At 59.8% G+C, this 17,562-nt stretch carries 15 protein-coding genes and 2 pseudogenes; 12 read left to right on the top strand and 5 right to left on the bottom strand.

The annotated features are described in order from the left end of the window. The 3 genes and pseudogenes from HA43_RS17380 to HA43_RS17370 form a co-directional block, all read left to right on the top strand. Positions 1–267 (top strand): potassium-transporting ATPase subunit C (locus HA43_RS17380; protein ID WP_128083827.1); only part of this gene is annotated, 267 nt, incomplete at its 5' end. A gap of 97 nt (positions 268–364) precedes the next feature. Beyond that, positions 365–3,039: pseudogene (gene kdpD, locus HA43_RS17375) on the top strand (two-component system sensor histidine kinase KdpD). Positions 3,040–3,093: 54 nt separating this feature from the next. Beyond that, a complete protein-coding gene (locus HA43_RS17370) occupies positions 3,094–3,600 on the top strand; it encodes a TIGR00645 family protein (RefSeq protein ID WP_039381043.1) in 507 nt (168 codons plus the stop codon). 5 nt (positions 3,601–3,605) lie between these two features. Here the strand turns inward: HA43_RS17370 and HA43_RS17365 are convergent, their stop codons facing one another. Then, entirely contained in the window at positions 3,606–4,538 is a 933-nt protein-coding gene (locus HA43_RS17365; RefSeq protein ID WP_039381040.1) for a LysR family transcriptional regulator, read from the bottom strand. A 92-nt stretch (positions 4,539–4,630) separates the two neighbouring features. Here HA43_RS17365 and HA43_RS17360 point away from each other — a divergent pair, with 92 nt between their 5' ends. The 4 genes from HA43_RS17360 (at position 4,631) to HA43_RS17345 (ending at position 8,696) form a co-directional block, all read left to right on the top strand. Beyond that, a complete protein-coding gene (locus HA43_RS17360) occupies positions 4,631–5,836 on the top strand; it encodes an MFS transporter (RefSeq protein WP_094112219.1) in 1,206 nt (401 codons plus the stop codon). 54 nt (positions 5,837–5,890) lie between these two features. After that, positions 5,891–7,240 (top strand): cation:proton antiporter, encoded by a 1,350-nt coding sequence (locus HA43_RS17355; RefSeq protein WP_094112218.1) that lies wholly within the window; start codon positions 5,891–5,893, stop codon positions 7,238–7,240. Between the two features lie 25 nt (positions 7,241–7,265). After that, entirely contained in the window at positions 7,266–7,607 is a 342-nt protein-coding gene (locus HA43_RS17350; RefSeq protein ID WP_039381035.1) for a hypothetical protein, read from the top strand. A gap of 192 nt (positions 7,608–7,799) precedes the next feature. After that, on the top strand, positions 7,800–8,696 hold the full coding sequence (locus HA43_RS17345) for an alpha/beta hydrolase (RefSeq protein WP_039381033.1): 897 nt from the start codon (positions 7,800–7,802) through the stop codon (positions 8,694–8,696). An 86-nt stretch (positions 8,697–8,782) separates the two neighbouring features. Here HA43_RS17345 and HA43_RS19330 read toward each other — a convergent pair whose 3' ends face one another. Both HA43_RS19330 and HA43_RS19325 read right to left on the bottom strand, forming a co-directional pair. Continuing rightward, positions 8,783–9,160, bottom strand: a complete 378-nt coding sequence (locus tag HA43_RS19330; RefSeq protein WP_280173578.1) for an RNA-guided endonuclease InsQ/TnpB family protein — start codon at positions 9,158–9,160, stop codon at positions 8,783–8,785. Then, positions 9,133–9,873: a transposase gene (locus HA43_RS19325; RefSeq protein ID WP_280173577.1), complete on the bottom strand. Its 741-nt coding sequence runs from the start codon at positions 9,871–9,873 to the stop codon at positions 9,133–9,135. The genes HA43_RS19330 and HA43_RS19325 overlap by 28 nt, the downstream gene beginning before the upstream one ends. A gap of 46 nt (positions 9,874–9,919) precedes the next feature. On the opposite strand from HA43_RS19325, the gene tnpA reads away from it, so the two are divergent. Beyond that, positions 9,920–10,330, top strand: coding sequence for an IS200/IS605 family transposase (gene tnpA / locus HA43_RS17335; protein ID WP_094112217.1), 411 nt, complete (start codon positions 9,920–9,922; stop codon positions 10,328–10,330). A gap of 102 nt (positions 10,331–10,432) precedes the next feature. Continuing rightward, complete coding sequence (locus HA43_RS17330) at positions 10,433–11,449, top strand: zinc-dependent alcohol dehydrogenase family protein (protein ID WP_094112216.1); 1,017 nt, start codon at positions 10,433–10,435, stop codon at positions 11,447–11,449. 45 nt (positions 11,450–11,494) lie between these two features. On the opposite strand, the gene gorA is transcribed toward HA43_RS17330, so the two are convergent. Next, positions 11,495–12,847 carry a glutathione-disulfide reductase gene (gene gorA / locus HA43_RS17325; protein WP_094112215.1) on the bottom strand — a complete coding sequence of 451 codons (1,353 nt, stop codon included), beginning with the start codon at positions 12,845–12,847 and terminating at the stop codon, positions 11,495–11,497. Positions 12,848–12,972: 125 nt separating this feature from the next. Between gorA and rnz the strand changes: the two genes are divergently transcribed. Further along, on the top strand, positions 12,973–13,884 hold the full coding sequence (gene rnz / locus HA43_RS17320; RefSeq protein WP_094112214.1) for a ribonuclease Z: 912 nt from the start codon (positions 12,973–12,975) through the stop codon (positions 13,882–13,884). Positions 13,885–13,896: 12 nt separating this feature from the next. On the opposite strand, the gene HA43_RS17315 is transcribed toward rnz, so the two are convergent. Beyond that, positions 13,897–14,739, bottom strand: coding sequence for a 23S rRNA (adenine(2030)-N(6))-methyltransferase RlmJ (locus HA43_RS17315; protein WP_039381025.1), 843 nt, complete (start codon positions 14,737–14,739; stop codon positions 13,897–13,899). Positions 14,740–15,096: 357 nt separating this feature from the next. Between HA43_RS17315 and prlC the strand changes: the two genes are divergently transcribed. Beyond that, on the top strand, positions 15,097–17,139 hold the full coding sequence (gene prlC / locus HA43_RS17310; protein WP_094112213.1) for an oligopeptidase A: 2,043 nt from the start codon (positions 15,097–15,099) through the stop codon (positions 17,137–17,139). A 113-nt stretch (positions 17,140–17,252) separates the two neighbouring features. Continuing rightward, positions 17,253–17,562: pseudogene (locus HA43_RS17305) on the top strand (class I SAM-dependent methyltransferase); the annotation flags it as partial.

The following is a 17,562-nucleotide window of genomic DNA, read 5'->3' as shown; positions in this document are numbered from 1 at the left end:
GCCGCGCTGCGGGCGGCGAATCCGCAGGCGCCGTCAGCGGTGCCGGTGGAGCTGGTCACCGCTTCAGGCAGCGGCCTGGATCCGGATATCTCTCCTGAAGCCGCGCTGTGGCAGGCGCCGCGCATTGCGGCAGCGCGCAATATGACGCTGAAAGACGTTGAGGCGCTGATTGCGCGTAACACCGGGCGTCCGCTGCTGCCGTTTATCGGCGAAGAGACGGTGAACGTGCTGCGGCTCAATATGGCGCTGGATAATTTGCAGGGATGAGGCACATTCGGTGCGCATAAATGCGCACCCTGCAACGCAGGGTCGCCATGTATGGCGACCCTTTCACTGATCGTACGGAATTCACTATTTGAACGACATGAATGATGAACTGCCTCGTCCGGACCCCGATGCGCTGCTGCTCAGCCATAGCGACAGCCATCGCGGCAAGCTGAAAATCTATTTTGGCGCCTGTGCCGGCGTGGGCAAAACCTTTGCGATGCTGCAGGAGGCGCAGCGGCTGCGCGCGCAGGGGCTGGATGTGCTGGCCGGTATCGTGGAAACCCACAATCGCGCAGAAACGGCCGCGCTGCTGAATGGCCTGACGCTGCTGCCGCGTCGCACCACCGGTCGCTCGCACCACACGGAGTTCGATCTGGATGCGGCGCTGGCGCGTCATCCGGCGGTGATCCTGATGGATGAGCTGGCGCATACCAACGTTCAGGCGCGCGCCATCCCAAACGCTGGCAGGATATTGACGAGCTGCTTGATGCCGGCATCGATGTCATCACCACGGTAAACGTGCAGCACCTCGAAAGCCTCAATGACGTAGTAGCCGGTATCACCGGAATTCAGGTGCGCGAAACCGTGCCCGATCCCTTTTTTGACAGCGCGGATGAGGTAGTGCTGGTGGACCTGCCGCCGGACGATCTGCGTCAGCGGCTGAAAGAGGGCAAAGTCTACGTCGGCGACCGGGCCGAGCGCGCGATTGAAAACTTTTTCCGCAAAGGCAATCTGTTTGCGCTGCGTGAACTGGCGCTGCGTCGCACCGCCGATCGCGTGGACGATCAGATGCGCGCCTGGCGTGACCAGCAGGGACGCGATCGGGTCTGGCATACGCGGGATGCAATTCTGCTCTGTATTGGTGATGATACCGGCAGCGAAAAGCTGGTGCGAACCGCCGCACGTCTGGCCGCGCGGCTCGGCAGCGTCTGGCACGCCGTTTATGTGGAAACCCCGCGCCTGCATCGCCTGCCGGAGGCGCAGCGGCGCGCGATCCTGCGTACGCTACAGCTGGCGCAGGAGCTGGGCGCGGAAACGGCCACGCTCGCCGATCCCGATGAGGTGCGCGCGGTGCTGCGCTACGCGCGGGAGCATAATCTGGGCAAAATTGTCGCCGGACGCCAGCCGCACCGGCGCTTCCGCCGCGACAGCTTCGCCCAGCGTCTCGGCGAGCTGGGGCCGGATCTCGATCTGCTGGTCGTGGCGCTGGATGAGCCGCTGCGCCCGGCGCTGCATGCGACCAGCAGCAAACCGGTCAGCAGCGATAAGTGGCGGCTGCGGCTGCGCGGCTGCATCATGGCGCTGCTGCTCTGCCTCGCGGTGACGTTTATCGGACGCGGCCTGCTTGCAGAGTTCGACAGCGCCAACGCCGTCATGATCTATCTGCTGTCGGTCGTGCTGGTGGCACTGCGCTACGGGCGCTGGCCCTCGGTGTTTGCCACCGTGATCAATATCGTCGCGTTTGATCTGATGTTTGTCGCGCCCACCGGCACCGTCGCCGTCTCTGACCTGCAGTATCTGGTTACCTTTGGCGTGATGCTGGCGGTCGGCGTGATCGTCGGGAATCTCACCGCCGGGGTGCGCTACCAGGCCAGGGTGGCGCGCTATCGCGAGCAGCGCGCCCGCTACCTCTATGAAATGGCGAAATCGCTCGGCAGCGCGCTGACGCCGCAGGATATTGCCGCTACCGCACAGCGAGTGATTGAGGTGACGCTGCAGGCGCGCAGTCAGCTGCTGCTGCCCGATGAGCAGGGGGAGCTGCAGGCAACCGGACCGGACTTACGCGGCACGCCGCCCGATGCCGGAATCGCAAAATGGAGCTACAGCAAAGGTCAGCCTGCCGGCGCCGGTACCGATACGCTGCCGGCCGTGCCCTACCAGATTGTTCCGCTGAAGAGCGGCCAGCAGTGCCGGGGTCTGCTGGTGGTTGAGCCGGAGAACCTGCGCCAGCTGATGATCCCGGAGCAGCAGCGGCTGGTGGAGACGTTTACCGTGCTGATCGCCAACGCGCTGGAGCGCATGGCGCTGACGCAGAGCGAAGCGGCTTCGCGCCTCGCAGCAGAGCGCGAGCAGCTGCGCAATGCGCTGCTATCGGCTCTGTCACACGATTTACGCACGCCGCTGACGGTGCTGTTTGGTCAGGCAGAGATGCTGATGCTCGATCTGGCGCATGCGCAGTCGCCGTTTGTCGCGCAGGCCGGCCAGATCCGTGAACAGACGCTGAGCACGATTCGTCTGGTCAGCAATATGCTGGATATGGCGCGCATTCAGTCCGGCGGCCTGCAGCTGCGCGAAGAGTGGGTGGCGCTGGATGAGGTGATCGATGGCGCGCTGCGCAGCATGGGGCCGATGCTTAAAGGTCACGCGTTTGAGCTGGCGCTGCCGTCCGAGCTGGTACTGATTAAAGGCGACAGCGCGATGCTGGAGCGGGTATTTTCCAATCTGATTGAGAACAGCCTGAAGTATGCCGGTAACGCGGCGCAGCACGGTATTCGCGCCTGGCGCGACGGCAGCAGGCTGGAGATTGGCGTCTGGGACAGCGGGCCGGGCATCGCGGGCGACAGCCTGACGCAGATTTTTGAAAAGTTTGCCCGGGGTGATAAAGAGTCTGCCGTACCGGGGGTCGGACTGGGGCTGGCGATCAGCAAGACCATCACTGAAGCGCATCGCGGACGCATCTGGGCGGAAAACCGTGCCAGCGGCGGCGCTGAGTTTCGTCTGTCGCTCCCGCTCCCGGCGCCGCCGGAAATTTCCGAGGCCGCACTTAAATAACTTCACACAAGTTCGGGTATACTCGGCAGCTTCGCTGCTAACTTATGGAAACTTATGGAACGTTTTACCGAAAACCTGATGTATTCATCCCGCTGGCTGCTGGCACCGGTTTACATTGGACTTTCGCTGGGCCTGCTGGCGCTGACCGTTAAATTTTTTCAGGAAATTTTCCATCTGCTGCCGAACATCCTCAGCATTGCGGAAAACGATCTGATCCTGCTGCTGCTGTCGCTGGTTGACATGACACTGGTCGGAGGGCTGCTGGTGATGGTGATGCTCTCCGGCTATGAAAACTTTGTCTCGAAGCTCGATATCGCCGAACACAAAGAGAAGCTGAGCTGGCTGGGCAAGATGGACTCCGGCTCGCTTAAAAATAAAGTCGCCGCCTCCATTGTGGCGATCTCCTCTATCCATCTGCTGCGTATCTTTATGGATGCGCGCAACGTCGCCAACGACAAGCTGATGTGGTACGTGATCATCCATCTGACCTTTGTGCTCTCCGCGTTTGTTATGGGCTGGCTGGATAACATGTCAAAAATGGAGAAAAAGCACGCTGGCTGATCTGCTCAGCGTGCCGGGGGGCGGGTGCCGAGCAGCTGCGGCATGACCGTTTTAATCAGCGTAAAAAAATGGCGCAGCCTTGCCGGATAGTAGCTGGCCCACGGGTAGGTCAGCCAGACCGGCAGCGGCGGCGCCTGCCACGCCGGCAGCAGCTGCACCAGCGCGCCGCTCTCCAGATCGTCCTGTACCACCCACGATGAAACCAGCGCCACGCCCATTCCGGCCAGCGCGGCCTTGCGCACCGCATAAAGGCTGTCGCTGGCGAGCCGCGGCGCGATCGCCAGGTTCACCATTGCGCTATCGCTGACGCGCTGCAGCGCAATCTCATTGCGATAAAAGCTGGTCAGCGCCAGCCACGGCAGCTGTGTCAGTTCTTCTGCCTGCGTCACGGGCGGATGGGCGGCCAGCAGCGCCGGCGCTGCCACTACAATACGCGGCACTTCCGCCAGCAGCACGGCCACTATGCCCGGATCGTCCGGCGCACCGACCTGAATCGCACAGTCCACGTTTTCACTGATAAAGTCCGGCGTGCGATCGTTAAGCATCCACTCTACATTCAGACGCGGATAGCGCTCCAGCCAGGCGACCAGCGGCGTAATCAGCTGATCCTGCCCGAAAGCGTGTGGTGCGCGCACCCGCAGCGTGCCCGCCGGTTCGTCATGCGAGCCGGTCAGTTCATCCTCCAGCGCATACCACGTTGCCAGCAGCTGGCGCGCCTGCGTATAGCAGCGCTCCCCGTCATCGGTCAGCTTGAGCGCATGGGTGGTGCGCAGTATCAGCTTCAGGCCGAGATAGTGCTCCAGCGCCTGCAGCCGGCGGCTGACGGTGGGCTGGGTGGTATTAAGCTGTCGCGCGGCGGCGGAGAGGGAGCCACTCTCAACGATACGGATAAAGGTCTGCATCAGGGCAATACGATCGGTGCTGGTCAGGTTATTCATACGTGCCACGTATAACGGTTGTGTCCTGCCACACTCTACCGCGTATGGCTGCCGCGCGCTTTAATAGGCGCAACTTTTCAGGAGAGCCACCTATGTCTGTTTTATCGTCATCTGCCCGTCGCGCAGAAACGCTTCCCGCTCCGCTGCTGTTTACGCTTGCCGCCGGTGCCGGCCTGAGCGTCGCCTCTATCTACTACAGTCAGCCCATGCTGGACATCATCAGTAAAACGTTTAATACCGGCATCAGCAGCACCGGTATGGTGCCGATGCTGACGCAGGCGGGCTATGCGCTGGGGATCCTGCTGCTGGCCCCGCTGGGCGATCGCCATGACCGGCGGACCATTATTCTGATTAAGGGGCTTCTGCTGGTGGCGTCGCTGCTGCTGTGTGGCTTTGCTGGCGGAATCGGCGCGCTGCTGATCGCCAGCTTTGTCACCGGGCTGACCGCTACCGTCGCGCAGGATATTGTGCCCGCCTCTGCCGCGCTGGCACCGGAGCATCGCCGGGGCAAGACGGTTGGCGTGGTAATGACCGGGCTGCTGGCGGGCATTCTGCTGTCGCGCGTGATCAGCGGCCTGGTGGCGGAGTATGCCGGCTGGCGCACGCTCTATTTTATCGCTGCGGGTGCCATGCTGCTGATGACGCTGGCGCTCTGGCGCGTGCTGCCGCGCTTCACACCCGGTACCGCCGTCAGCTATCCGCGCCTGCTGCTGTCGCTGGCGCAGCTGTGGCGTCAGCATCAGACGCTGCGCCGCGCCGCGCTGGCACAGGGGCTGCTATCGGTGGGATTCAGCGCCTTCTGGTCAACGCTGGCGCTGATGCTGAGCGAGCGCTTTCATTTCGACAGTGCCATCGCGGGTGCGTTTGGCCTGGCGGGCGCGGCAGGGGCGCTGGCTGCTCCGCTGGCCGGCAGCGTAGCCGATCGCATCGGTCCGGCGCGGGTGACGCAGTATGGCTCTGCGCTGGTGATGGTGTCGTTCGCGCTGATGTTCCTGCTGCCGCTGCTGCCGCTGCCGGCGCAGCCGGGCGTGATTATCCTGAGTGCGGTGGGATTTGATCTGGGGGTGCAGGCGACGCTGGTGGCGCACCAGGCGCTGGTCTACAGCCTGGCACCTGAGGCGCGCAGCCGCCTGAATGCCCTGATGTTTACCGTGGTGTTTGTCGGCATGGCCGCCGGCGCGGTCCTCGGCAGCCTGGCGCTGGCGCATTTTGGCTGGAACGGCGTGGTCACGCTGGCAACGACGGCGGCGCTGCTGGCGCTGCTGGTACGCCTGGGCAGTGCGCATCTCAGACACTAATTTCCAATCCTGTGCCAGGCTTAAGGGAGTTATGTTTTTGAAAAGCGGAGCGTTATGAATTTCCTTGCCTGGACCGCCGTTGTCGGCGGTCTGTTACTGATCATGTCACTGGCCTCCGGCTGGATCCACCGCGGGCCGGTGACCTCATTTGGCCTCTATCTTATCGCCGGGGTTATCTGCGGTCCCTGGGTGCTGGACCTGCTGCGTATCGATATTGTTGGTCACTCTGAGCTGGTGGCGCATATCACCGAAATCACCATGGCCGCGTCGCTGTTTATCACCGGTCTGAAGCTGCGCCTGCCGCTGAAAGCGCACGCCTGGCGGGTCGGACTGCGGCTGGCGTTTCCGGCGATGCTGCTGACGGTAGGCGGTATGGCGTGCCTAGTGCACTGGATCACCGGCTTTAACTGGCCGCTGTCGCTGGCGTTTGGCGCCATTGTTGCGCCAACCGATCCGGTGCTGGCCAGCCTGATTTCAGTCAACGATGCGCGCGATGATGATGCGCTGCGCGTTGCGCTCTCCAGCGAGGCGGGAATGAACGATGGCTCGGCGCTGCCGCTGCTGATCCTGGCGCTGCTGCTGATGCGCCCGGAAGGCTTTGATCTCGCCAGCCTGGGGGAGTGGGCGACGCTGGATGTGCTCTGGTCTATTGGCGGGGGTATTGCAATTGGCTATCTGCTGGGGCGCGTTATCGGCCAGCTCGCGGCGCGGCTGCGCAGCGCGCACGACGATGTGGCGCCAAACGATTTTCTCGCGCTGGCGCTTATTGCGTTCAGCTATGCCGCCTCGCAGGCGCTGGATGCCTCCGGCTTCCTGGCAACCTTTGCTGCAGGCGTCGGCCTGCGGCGCGCTGAACTGCGCGTCACGCGCTGTTTTCCGCTGGAAGATCTGCCGGAGGAGAAGCAGCATCTGCCGGCTGAAGTCATGGTGAATCCTAATCAGCGCGTGCGGCAGAGCGGCGGCGGCATGGTTAAGTCCGTGGGTCTGGTCATTGGCGATGCGCTCTCATTTGGCGATACGGTAGAGCGCCTGCTGGCTGCCGCGCTGATGGTGGTGCTGGGCATTACGCTGGCGCACCACTGGAATCCGATGGGCATCGGCCTGGCGCTGCTGCTGTTTGTCGTGGTGCGACCGCTGGCGGTCTGGCTCACCACCTGGCGCTGCGAAATGCCGCGCGCGCGCCGGCTGCTGATTGGCTGGCTCGGCATTCGCGGGATCGGCAGTATCAACTATATCGCTTTTGCCTGGGTGCACGGCCTGCAGGGCGCTGAAGCGCAGCAGATGGTGGATATGGCCCTGACCATTGTAGTATGCAGCGTGGTGCTGCACGGTATCACGGTGACACCGCTTTTAAACTGGCGTGCTGCCCGCCAGGCGGCACGCACGCAACAGGATGAAACCTGAGTTTCCGGAAACAACAGGAGCCTTTATGAAACGCTTATTGATTGCCCTGACGGGCTTAACCCTTTCCGCCAGCGCGCTGGCGGCAGATGCGGATGCGCAGGAAAATGTCTACGCCGGCCAGCTCTGCCATCTGGTCAGCAGCGAACAGAAAACCGGTGACATGGAGAGCTATACCGCCAAGCTGAAGGCGCAAATGGCCGCCAGCCAGTCACCTTCTGCCATGAACAAGACTGAATTTGATGAAGAGATCGCGCAGGAAGTGATCAACGGCTGGCTGGAACTCGGCGAAGAGGAGCGCGGTAAGCTGCGCCACGATCAGCAGCAGTGCGAGCAGACCGTCATGACGCAGTTTCAGCAGCAGGATTAAGCCGCCGCTTTGCGGTATGTGCCACCGCGGCAGCAGCGGCAGCCATCACGTTATACGCGCCTTTTATGGCGCGTTTTTTTATGGCTTTTTGGTGCGGAATGCGTACATTATCGCCGGATAGAAATCAGACTTTCGTCACACCAATAATCTGACCCGTGGCCGGGTGTTTCCTGAGAGTGGCTGGCACGCAACATGATGACACGTCGTCGTTTTTTACAGGCGAGCGGGGCAACCGTTCTCGCGATGACCACCGGCAAGCTGTTTGCCCGTGATGACATCATTCCGCTCTGGCCGGATGAGCCGCCGGGTGGAGGCGGTCCGTCCGGCCTGTTAAGGGTCAATACTAAAGGCTCATGGACCAATATCGTTTCACCCGCTATCCAGCGCTTTCGTCCGGAAAACCCCAACGGCGAGGCGGTACTGATTGCCGCGGGCGGTGGCTATCGCTTCATCGGCATGGGCCGGGAGGCGTGGCCGGTGGCGCGCTGGCTGAATGCCAATGGATATACCGCCTATGTGCTGAGCTATCGCCTGCCCGGTGAAAAGTGGCAGGCGGGCAATCTGGCACCGCTGCAGGATGCACAGCGCGCCATTCGCATGGTGCGCGCGATGGAGTCGAAAGTGCACCTGCTCGGCTTTTCGGCCGGCGGCCATCTGCTGGGCATGGCCGCCGCGCGACCTGACTTTCGCACTTATCCGCAGCAGGACGCGCTGGATGAGATCGTGCCTTCAGCCAGCAGCGTGGGGCTTATCTACCCGGTGATCACGCTGGAAGCGCCGTTTCAGCATACGCAGACCCGCCTGATGATGGTGGGAGCGCACGCCACCGCGACCCAGGCGGCGAACTGGTCCGTGCAAAACTATGTTACCCGCGCCTATCCGCCGACGTTTCTCGCCCAGGCAGAGGACGATCGCACCTCTAATCCTTACAACACCGAACTGATGCGCGACGTCTGCCGGCGCATGCGCGTACCGGTTGAGCTGATTGAGCTCAGCAGCGGCGGGCACGGATTTGGCCTGGGTAAAGCGGGCACGCCTGCTGCGCTCTGGGACCAGGCGTATGTGCGCTGGCTCGATAAACTGAGCTGATCGCTGCGGCGCACCTGCCGCACACCCTACCAGGCGGGAATGCTGTTGCACTGCCACACTCAGTAACCGTTGACATCCTCCCCGCCCTAAAGGGCGGGGATTCCTACAGCCAGACGGCGATGCCCCGCCGCGAGTATATTCTTTGACGCGTTCACATCGCGATCATGTAGCGTTCCGCACTCGCTACAAGTCCATACTCTTATTCGCAAGCCTGCTCTACCTTTCGGACTGTTGGGGGATAGCGCCCCACAACACGAACAAGCCTGGGTGGAATAGCTTTCGTTGACTACCTGAAACACGGCTGATCGCGCAATCGCTTTATATTCCAGTTGTGTTTTGAGCATTGACCAGCCAGCGTCTAAAACGCTTTTTGCCATCTTTGTTTTGATTAGCTTGCTGGTGCTCACGTCGCCCACGAAGATCGCCGCATTCGCATTCACAATAGCTGTACTGAATTTGTGCAATGCGTCTTTGCGACGGTTTTTAATTTTGGCGTATATAGCTTCACACGGCGCTTTTTGTTCGCCCGTTGTGCCTTGCCTAACGACGATTCAAGATCACGATAGAACCGCCCCGCCGCCAGCTTTTCACCGTCTGACGTGGTAGCAATATCCTTTAACCCTAAGTCGATACCAACGGCGCTAACGCCTTCGGTTGGCTGTGCGGTGTAGTCTACTGCTACGTTGAAATACCAGCGCCTCCGGCTATCTTCGGAGAAGCTACCCGCGCGGAATTTATAGGCGCTCAAGCCGTATGAATCCCACACTTTAAACAGCTTGCCAGCAAACTTAACTTGCCCATTTTGCCACTTCGCAAAACCGACTTTAAACGGAATCCAGCCTAACGAGCGTTTAGATCCGCCGCTGATACGCCAGCGCAATTTTGCCCGTTTAAACTGCTTGCGGGCTTTGCCGTGGACGGCGATCACTTCCTGAATGCTGGCGCTATCGATCAGATAGCCTTTTTCCTTGCGGAGTCCGGCGGTCTGCTTTTGAACATCATATGCGGTTAGCCACTTTGGAACCTGCGCACCAAACTCGCCAGCATTGCTATATGCCTTGCTGGTTATCTCGTTTGCCAGATTAAAGATCTGATTCACCTCATACGCCATTTGGCGCAATAAAGCGGCGTGTTTGTCTTTAACTCTGACTGATAAGGTTTTGGTCTTAACATTCATAGTTCGCTACACTACGCAATTTGAAGCATGTTTACAAGGTTGGTCTATGGAGTTAACTTATCGAACGGGGCGGCATTGTGTCTTTGTGCTGCACTGCCATTTAATCTTTATCACTAAGTATCGGGGCAAGGTGTTTAACGCCGTGCAACTGGAAACGCTGGAAAAGATAATTCGCAACGTATGCGAACAATTTGAATGCGAAGTTGTGGAGTTTAACGGGGGGGCGGATCACGTTCATATTCTGCTTAACTTCCCGCCGAAGGTGGCGATCAGCAAGCTGGTTAATAGCCTGAAAGGGGTTAGCAGTCGCAAGATGAAATTGCATCATCCTGAATTGCATAAGCCCGCGTGGAAGTCAGACGCGCTCTGGTCGCCGTCTTATTTCGCTGGAACCGTGGGCGGTGCGCCCCCTGAAGTGATAAAAAAATATATTGAGGATCAGAGCCGCCCTCATTAGCGCCCTTGCGGGCGCTTCGCTCTGCATCCCCTACCTAAAAGGAAGGGGCTTTCCGCGAAAAGCCTGGTAACGCGTTATTGTGTCCTGACAGGAGAAAAGCGAATGAAAGCGATGATTCTTAACCAGCCCGGCGGGCTGGATAATCTGCGGCTGGTGGATCTGCCCGATCCCGGCAAGCCCGCCGCTGACGAGGTCCGCGTCCGTATCCACGCCACCTCACTTAATTATCACGATCTGCTGGTTGCCGACGGATCGATCCCGACCGAAGCGGGGCGCATTATGATGGCGGACGGCGCCGGCGTCGTGGAGGCGGTGGGCAGCAGCGTCAGCGAATTCCGCCCCGGCGACCACGTGGTTTCCTGCTTTTTCCCGCAGTGGCAGGATGGCCTGCCTTACGCCCGCGTGGGCGACTTCACCCGCACGCCGGGAGATGGCGCGCAGGGCTTTGCCGCGGAAACCGTGGTGCGCCCGGCGCATCACTTCACCCTGGCGCCGCGCGGCTGGAGCCATGCTGAAGCGGCCACTATCACCACCTCCGGGCTGACGGCGTGGCGGGCGCTGGTAGGCGATGCGCAGATCAAGGCGGGCGATACTATCGTTACGCTCGGCACCGGCGGCGTCTCCATTACCGCACTGCAGATCGCTAAAGCGATGGGCGCGCGGGTGATTGTCACCTCATCCTCTGATGAGAAGCTGGCGCGTGCGCGCGAGCTGGGCGCCGATGCCGGCATTAACTACCGCACCACGCCCGGGTGGGGCAGCGAAGTACAGCAGCTGACGGATGGGATCGGTGCGGACGTGGTGATTGAGCTGGGCGGACCGGGCACCATGGCAGAGTCGATCAAAGCGGTGCGTATCGGCGGACATATCGCGCTGATTGGCGTACTGACCGGCCATGAAGGCGTGATCCCGACCTCGCTGTTGATGGCGAAGCAGGCGCGGATCCAGGGGCTGATAGTGGGCCATCGCCGGCAGCAGCAGGAGTTTGTGCGGGCGCTGGAGCAGATTGCGATGCGGCCGGTGATTGGTGAGCATTTTGCGGCGCTTGACGATCTGCCGGCGGCGTTCCGCCATCAGCAGGGCGCCAGCCACTTTGGCAAAATTACCGTCTCCTGGTAACCGGCTACGGCGATCAAAAAAGGCGCCCGTCCGGGCGCCTTTTTGTTAACGCATCGTCACAAACTCTTCCGCTGCGGTGGGGTGAATCGCCACGGTATTGTCGAAATCTTTTTTCGTGGCACCCATCTTCAGCGCCACGGCAAAGCCCTGCAGCATCTCATCCATGCCGCTGCCGATGCCGTGAATACCGACAATCTTCTCTTCCGGGCCGACGCAGACCAGCTTCATGCGGCACGGCTGGCGATGCTGCGTGACCGCGGTGTACATGGCGGTAAAAGAGGATTTATAGACTTTCACCTGGTCATCACCATACTGCTCGCGCGCCTGCGGTTCGGTCAGGCCCACCGTGCCAATCGGCGGATGGCTGAACACCACTGTCGGAATATTGCTGTAGTCGAGATGCTCATCCGGTTTGTTGTTAAACAGACGCTCAGAGAGACGACGGCCTGCCGCCACCGCTACCGGCGTCAGCTCGACGGCACCGGTGTTATCTCCTACCGCATAAATACCTGCGACGCTGGTATTCTGAAACTTATCGACGCGGATATAGCCTTTCTCATCGAGCGCAACGCCGGTCACGTCAAGGTTAAGATTATCGGTTGCCGGTTCACGTCCCACAGCCCAGACCAGGCAATCCACCGTCTGTTCGCTGCCATTTTCCAGCTGCAGCGTCAGGCTGCCGTCAGCATTTTTAACCACGGCTTTAGGCGTCGCTTCGGTGTGCAGCTGCGGGCCTTCCGCCTGCATCACCTCCACCAGCGTTTCGCTCAGGAGCGGATCGAAACTGCGCAGCGGAGCGTGTTTACGCACGAACAGATGCGTTTCCGCGCCCAGCGCGTTGACCACGCCTGCCAGCTCGACGGCGATATAGCCTGCGCCCACTACGGCCACGCGCCGCGGTAAGGATCCCAGCTCAAAGAAACCGTCAGAATCGATACCATATTCGGCACCTGGCACAGCAGGGCGCACCGGGCGTCCGCCGGTGGCGATCAGAATATGATCGGCGGTGATCGTTTCACCATTAACTTCCACCGTGTGCGCATCCACAAAGCGGGCAAAGCCTTTGATGACTTCGACTTTGTTTTTGCCCAGCACGTTGTCATAAGAGGTGTGAATGCGATCGATATAGGCGCTGCGGTTCTTTACCAGCGTGGCCCAGTCAAAGCGGTTCACCGTAGTATCAAAGCCGTAATCGGGTCCATACAGATGAATGGCTTCGGCGATCTGTGCCGCATGCCACATCACTTTTTTGGGCACGCAACCGACGTTAACGCAGGTGCCACCCAGCTCTTTCGCTTCGATCAGCGCACACGTCTGGCCGTGCATGGCTGCACGATTAATGGAGGCGATGCCGCCGCTGCCGCCGCCGATAGCGAGGTAGTCAAAATGTCTGGTCATCCGTTGTTTCCGTCTGTTGAGAAAATATGGCGTAAAGTTTACCGCTACCTGGCGGAGCGGCGCAAAGGTTCCGCCTATGATTATGATAGAGTGAAATCCAGGTTTCGCTTACAGGTAAGGCTATTATGCATCTGACTTTTTTAGGCACCGGCGCGGGCGCGCCCAGTTTACAGCGCAATGTCAGCGCGATCGCCCTGACGCTCTCAAAGCGTGGCGACACCTGGCTGTTTGACTGCGGTGAGGCGACGCAGCATCAGTTTATGCGCTCGGCGCTTCGCCCCGGCAAACTGGAGAAGATTTTCATTACGCATCTGCATGGCGATCACATTTTTGGCCTGCCGGGCCTGCTTACCAGCCGCTCGATGGCGGGCATGCTCGATCCGCTGACGCTGTATGGCCCTGAGGGGCTGAAGGCATTTGTTGAAAACGCGCTGAGCCTGAGCAGTTCATGGACCACTTATCCGCTGGAAATCGTGGAGATTGAGGCGGGTCTGGTACTGGATAACGGCGAGTTCCGGGTGACCGCTTATCCGATGAATCATGTCGTAGAGTGCTACGGCTACCGCATTGAGCAGCATGATAAGCCCGGATTTCTGGATGCCGCACGGCTTAAAGCAGAGGGCGTGCCGCGCGGCCCCTGGTATCAGGATCTAAAGCAGGGAAAAGTTATCCGGCTGGAGGATGGGCGCGAAATTAACGGCGCAGACTATCTGGGGCCCGCGACGCCAGGTAAGGTGCTGGCAATATTTGGCGATACCGCGCCGACCGACGCCGCGCTGGCGCTGGCGGCCAACGCCGATGTCATGGTGCATGAAACCACGCTTGAGGCAGCAATGGCGGAGAAGGCCAACGGGCGCGGTCACTCAACGACGGTGCAGGCGGCAGCCGTGGCGCAGCAGGCGGGGGTTAAGCGTATGATCGCGACGCACTTCAGCTCGCGCTATCTCTCTGCAGATCGGGACAAGCTGCTGGCGGAGTGCCAGTCGGTGTTTGCGGCAACCGAACTGGCACACGATTTTGCTGTTGTGGAGATTTAACGCGCCGGGCGGTTACTCTGGTACTACCTGCGTCACGCTATAGTGCCCGGTGCCGGCAGGGACCAGCGTTTTATGCAGCCACGGCAGCAGCTCTTCCATCTGCGCTTTGAGTTTCCACGGCGGATTAATGACGATCATGCCGGAGGCGGTCATGCCGCGCTGGTCGCTGTCCGGACGCACCGCCAGCTCAATCTGCAGAATATTGCGGATACCGGTAGCTTCCAGATCGCGCAGCATATGTTTGATTTGCTGGCGCATTACCACCGGATACCAGAGCGCATAGATACCGGTAGCAAAGCGCTTATAGCCTTCCTGAATCCCTTTCACCACATCCTGGTAGTCGCTTTTCATCTCATAAGGGGGATCGATCAGGATCAGGCCGCGCCGCGCCGGCGGTGGCAGTTTCGCCTTCAGCTGCTGATAGCCATCGCCGCGTTCCACGCGCGCGCGCGCATCTTTGCTGAACTCGGTGCGTAGTAGCGGATAGTCGCTGGGGTGCAGTTCGGTCAGCTGCAGCTTATCCTCTTCGCGCAGCAGGTAACGGGCGATCAGCGGTGAACCTGGATAGTAGCGCAGGGTGCCACCGGGATTCAGGTTACGCACCGCGTTCAGATAGGGTTTCAGCAGCGCAGGCGCGTCAGGCTGCTGCCAGATGCGGGCGATGCCTTCCAGATATTCACCCGTGCGCTCGGCGTGCGCGCTGCTCAGCTGGTAGCGTCCGGCACCCGCGTGCGTATCCAGATAGAGAAAGGGCTTATCCTTCTCCATGAGCGCGGTGAGGATCAGGCTTTCAACGGTGTGTTTCAGCACGTCGGCGTGGTTGCCGGCGTGAAAACTGTGGCGATAACTCAGCATAAAAGATGGGGGTCCGCAGTTGGATCAAAGGAGTTGACGATTGAATATGGCGCGATTATAGCCGGACCGTACAGAAATTGCTGGGCTTTTGCGGCCTCCGCCCCGGCGCTGCGGCAGCGCAGTACGCATCGGGCCAGCCGCGGGAAAGCGGGCAGGGCACGGCAAAATAGTGACAGGCCGATTCAGGCTCACGCTTAATTTGCTGCCAGATCGCGCCTGGAAATGCAATTTTGAGCGTTTTTTCCTACTTCTATTCCATTTTACGGCATTGATTTTAATGTCCGGCGCCCGCATTTTAGTAAAATTGCGTAGCGCGAGTATTCGCGCCCATAATTCCATGATGAAAGGATCGCGCTTATGACTAACCCATTACTTACCCCTTTTACCCTGCCCCCTTTTACCGCCATTAAACCCGAGCATGTGGTGCCTGCCGTGACTCAGGTTCTTGAAGAGTGCCGTGATACGGTAGATCGTGCGGTAACGCGGGGAGCGCCTTACACCTGGGAGAGCCTGGTTCAGCCTATTGCAGAAGCAGACGATCGTCTGAGCCGCGTATTTTCACCTGTCAGCCATCTGAATGCGGTAAAAAATAACCCCGATCTGCGCGACGCCTTCGACAAAGTGCTGCCGCTGCTTTCTGAATATTCTACCTGGGTTGGACAGCATGAGGGCCTCTACAAGGCGTATCGCAGCCTGAAGCAAAGCGAAGGCTTTGCTGCACTCAGCCCGGAGCAGCAGCGCGCTATTGATAACAGCCTGCGTGATTTCGAGCTGTCAGGCATCGGGCTGGAAAGAGACAAGCAGCGGCGCTATGGCAAAATTATGGCGCGCCTGTCAGAGCTGGGCTCAGCCTATAGCAACAATGTGCTGGATGCGACCATGGGCTGGACCAAACTTGTCACCGATAAAGCGGAGCTGGCGGGTGTACCTGAAGATGCGCTTGCCGCTGCCGAGGCGCAGGCTAAGCTACGCAAGCAGGAGGGCTGGCTGCTGACGCTGGATATCCCGAGCTATCTGCCAATTATCACCTATTGCGACAACGCCGCCCTGCGTGAAGAGATGTACCGTGCGTACGCTACGCGCGCTTCCGATCAGGGACCCAACGCAGGCAAATGGGATAATGGCCCGATAATGGAAGAGCAGCTGGCGCTGCGCCACGAGCTGGCCCAGCTGCTTGGCTACGACTCCTACGCGGATAAGTCGCTGGTAACCAAAATGGCCGACAACCCGTCTCAGGTCATCGACTTCCTGGGCGATCTGGCAAAACGCGCCCGTCCACAGGCTGAGCAGGAGCTGGCGCAGCTGCGTGAGTTCGCTAAAGAGGTGTACGGGGTTGATAACATGCAGCCCTGGGATATCACCTATTTTAGTGAAAAGCAGAAGCAGCATCTCTTCGCGATCAGTGATGAACAGCTGCGTCCCTATTTTCCGGAAGCCCGCGTATTAAAAGGCCTGTTTGAAGTCGTAAAACGTATCTACGGCATCAACGTTAAAGAGCGCAAGGGCGTTGAGATCTACCATCATGATGTCCGCTTCTTCGACCTGTTTGATGAAAGCGGCGAACTGCGCGGCAGTTTCTATCTCGATCTCTACGCGCGCGAGCATAAGCGCGGTGGTGCCTGGATGGATAATTGCGTTGATAAAATGCGCAAGGCGGACGGCAGCCTGCAGAAGCCTATCGCCTATCTGACCTGTAATTTCAGCCAGCCGCTGTCGGATAAGCCTGCCCTGTTTACGCACGACGAAGTTATCACGCTGTTCCACGAATTTGGCCATGGTCTGCATCACATGCTGACGCAGGTTGAAGTCCCGGGAATATCGGGTATCAACGGCGTACCGTGGGATGCGGTCGAACTGCCGAGCCAGTTTATGGAAAACTGGTGCTGGGAACCGGATGCGCTGGATTTTATCTCCGGTCACTACCAAACCGGTTCATCCCTGCCGGACGAGCTGCTGGAAAAAATGCTGAAAGCGAAGAATTACCATGCGGCGCTGTTTATCCTGCGTCAGCTTGAATTCGGCCTGTTCGATCTGCAGCTTCACACAGGTTTTGACCCGCAGCAGGGGCCGAAGGTTATGGATACCCTGCATGCCGTCAAGAAGCAGGTTGCCGTTGTGGAATCGCCGCAGTGGGGACGCTTCCCGCATGCGTTCAGCCATATCTTTGCAGGCGGATATGCCGCCGGTTACTACAGCTATTTATGGGCCGATGTGCTGGCAGCAGATGCGTGGGCGCGCCTCAGCGATGAGGGCATTTTCAATCGCGAAACCGGCCAGGCGTTCCTTGACAATATCCTGACGCGCGGCGGTGCTGAAGAGCCAATGGAGCTGTTCAAACGCTTCCGCGGCCGCGAGCCGCAGCTTGATGCCATGCTGAAAAGCTACGGCATCCAGGGATAAACCGGCTTGTGAAAATCGGTTTAGTGGATGAAACAGGCGCCGGAGACGGCGCCTTATTACAGCTGGCAACGCGCTGGGGCCTTGAGCAGGATGAGAACGCGCCGCTGGCGCTGGTGCTCACGTCTGCGCATCTTGAGCTGCGCAAGCGCGATGAGCCTAAGCTGGGCGGTATTTTTGTCGATTTTGTCTCCGGTGCCATGGCGCACCGGCGCAAATTTGGCGGCGGACGCGGCGAAGCGGTGGCCAAAGCGTGGGCATCAAAGGCGGCTATCTGCCGGATGTGGTCGACGCAACGGCCGGTCTCGGACGCGATGCGTTTGTGCTTGCCGCGCTGGGGTGCCGGGTGCGGATGCTGGAGCGCCACCCGGTGGTCGCCGCGCTGCTTGAGGATGGCCTGCAGCGTGGTCTACGCCGACAGCGAAA

The organism is Pantoea eucrina, assembly GCF_002095385.1.
Taxonomy (GTDB): Bacteria; Pseudomonadota; Gammaproteobacteria; order Enterobacterales; family Enterobacteriaceae; genus Pantoea; species Pantoea eucrina.
This window is presented reverse-complemented; position numbering and strand designations above follow the sequence as displayed.

What these genes read in the sequence shown, in the direction of transcription:
- HA43_RS17370 (WP_039381043.1), top strand. Translation starts at nt 3,094, where the DNA reads ATGGAACGTTTTACCGAAAACCTGATGTATTCATCCCGCTGGCTGCTG.
- HA43_RS17365 (WP_039381040.1), bottom strand. Translation starts at nt 4,538, where the DNA reads ATGAATAACCTGACCAGCACCGATCGTATTGCCCTGATGCAGACCTTT.
- HA43_RS17360 (WP_094112219.1), top strand. Translation starts at nt 4,631, where the DNA reads ATGTCTGTTTTATCGTCATCTGCCCGTCGCGCAGAAACGCTTCCCGCT.
- HA43_RS17355 (WP_094112218.1), top strand. Translation starts at nt 5,891, where the DNA reads ATGAATTTCCTTGCCTGGACCGCCGTTGTCGGCGGTCTGTTACTGATC.
- HA43_RS17350 (WP_039381035.1), top strand. Translation starts at nt 7,266, where the DNA reads ATGAAACGCTTATTGATTGCCCTGACGGGCTTAACCCTTTCCGCCAGC.
- HA43_RS17345 (WP_039381033.1), top strand. Translation starts at nt 7,800, where the DNA reads ATGATGACACGTCGTCGTTTTTTACAGGCGAGCGGGGCAACCGTTCTC.
- HA43_RS19325 (WP_280173577.1), bottom strand. Translation starts at nt 9,873, where the DNA reads ATGAATGTTAAGACCAAAACCTTATCAGTCAGAGTTAAAGACAAACAC.
- tnpA (WP_094112217.1), top strand. Translation starts at nt 9,920, where the DNA reads ATGGAGTTAACTTATCGAACGGGGCGGCATTGTGTCTTTGTGCTGCAC.
- HA43_RS17330 (WP_094112216.1), top strand. Translation starts at nt 10,433, where the DNA reads ATGAAAGCGATGATTCTTAACCAGCCCGGCGGGCTGGATAATCTGCGG.
- gorA (WP_094112215.1), bottom strand. Translation starts at nt 12,847, where the DNA reads ATGACCAGACATTTTGACTACCTCGCTATCGGCGGCGGCAGCGGCGGC.
- rnz (WP_094112214.1), top strand. Translation starts at nt 12,973, where the DNA reads ATGCATCTGACTTTTTTAGGCACCGGCGCGGGCGCGCCCAGTTTACAG.
- HA43_RS17315 (WP_039381025.1), bottom strand. Translation starts at nt 14,739, where the DNA reads ATGCTGAGTTATCGCCACAGTTTTCACGCCGGCAACCACGCCGACGTG.
- prlC (WP_094112213.1), top strand. Translation starts at nt 15,097, where the DNA reads ATGACTAACCCATTACTTACCCCTTTTACCCTGCCCCCTTTTACCGCC.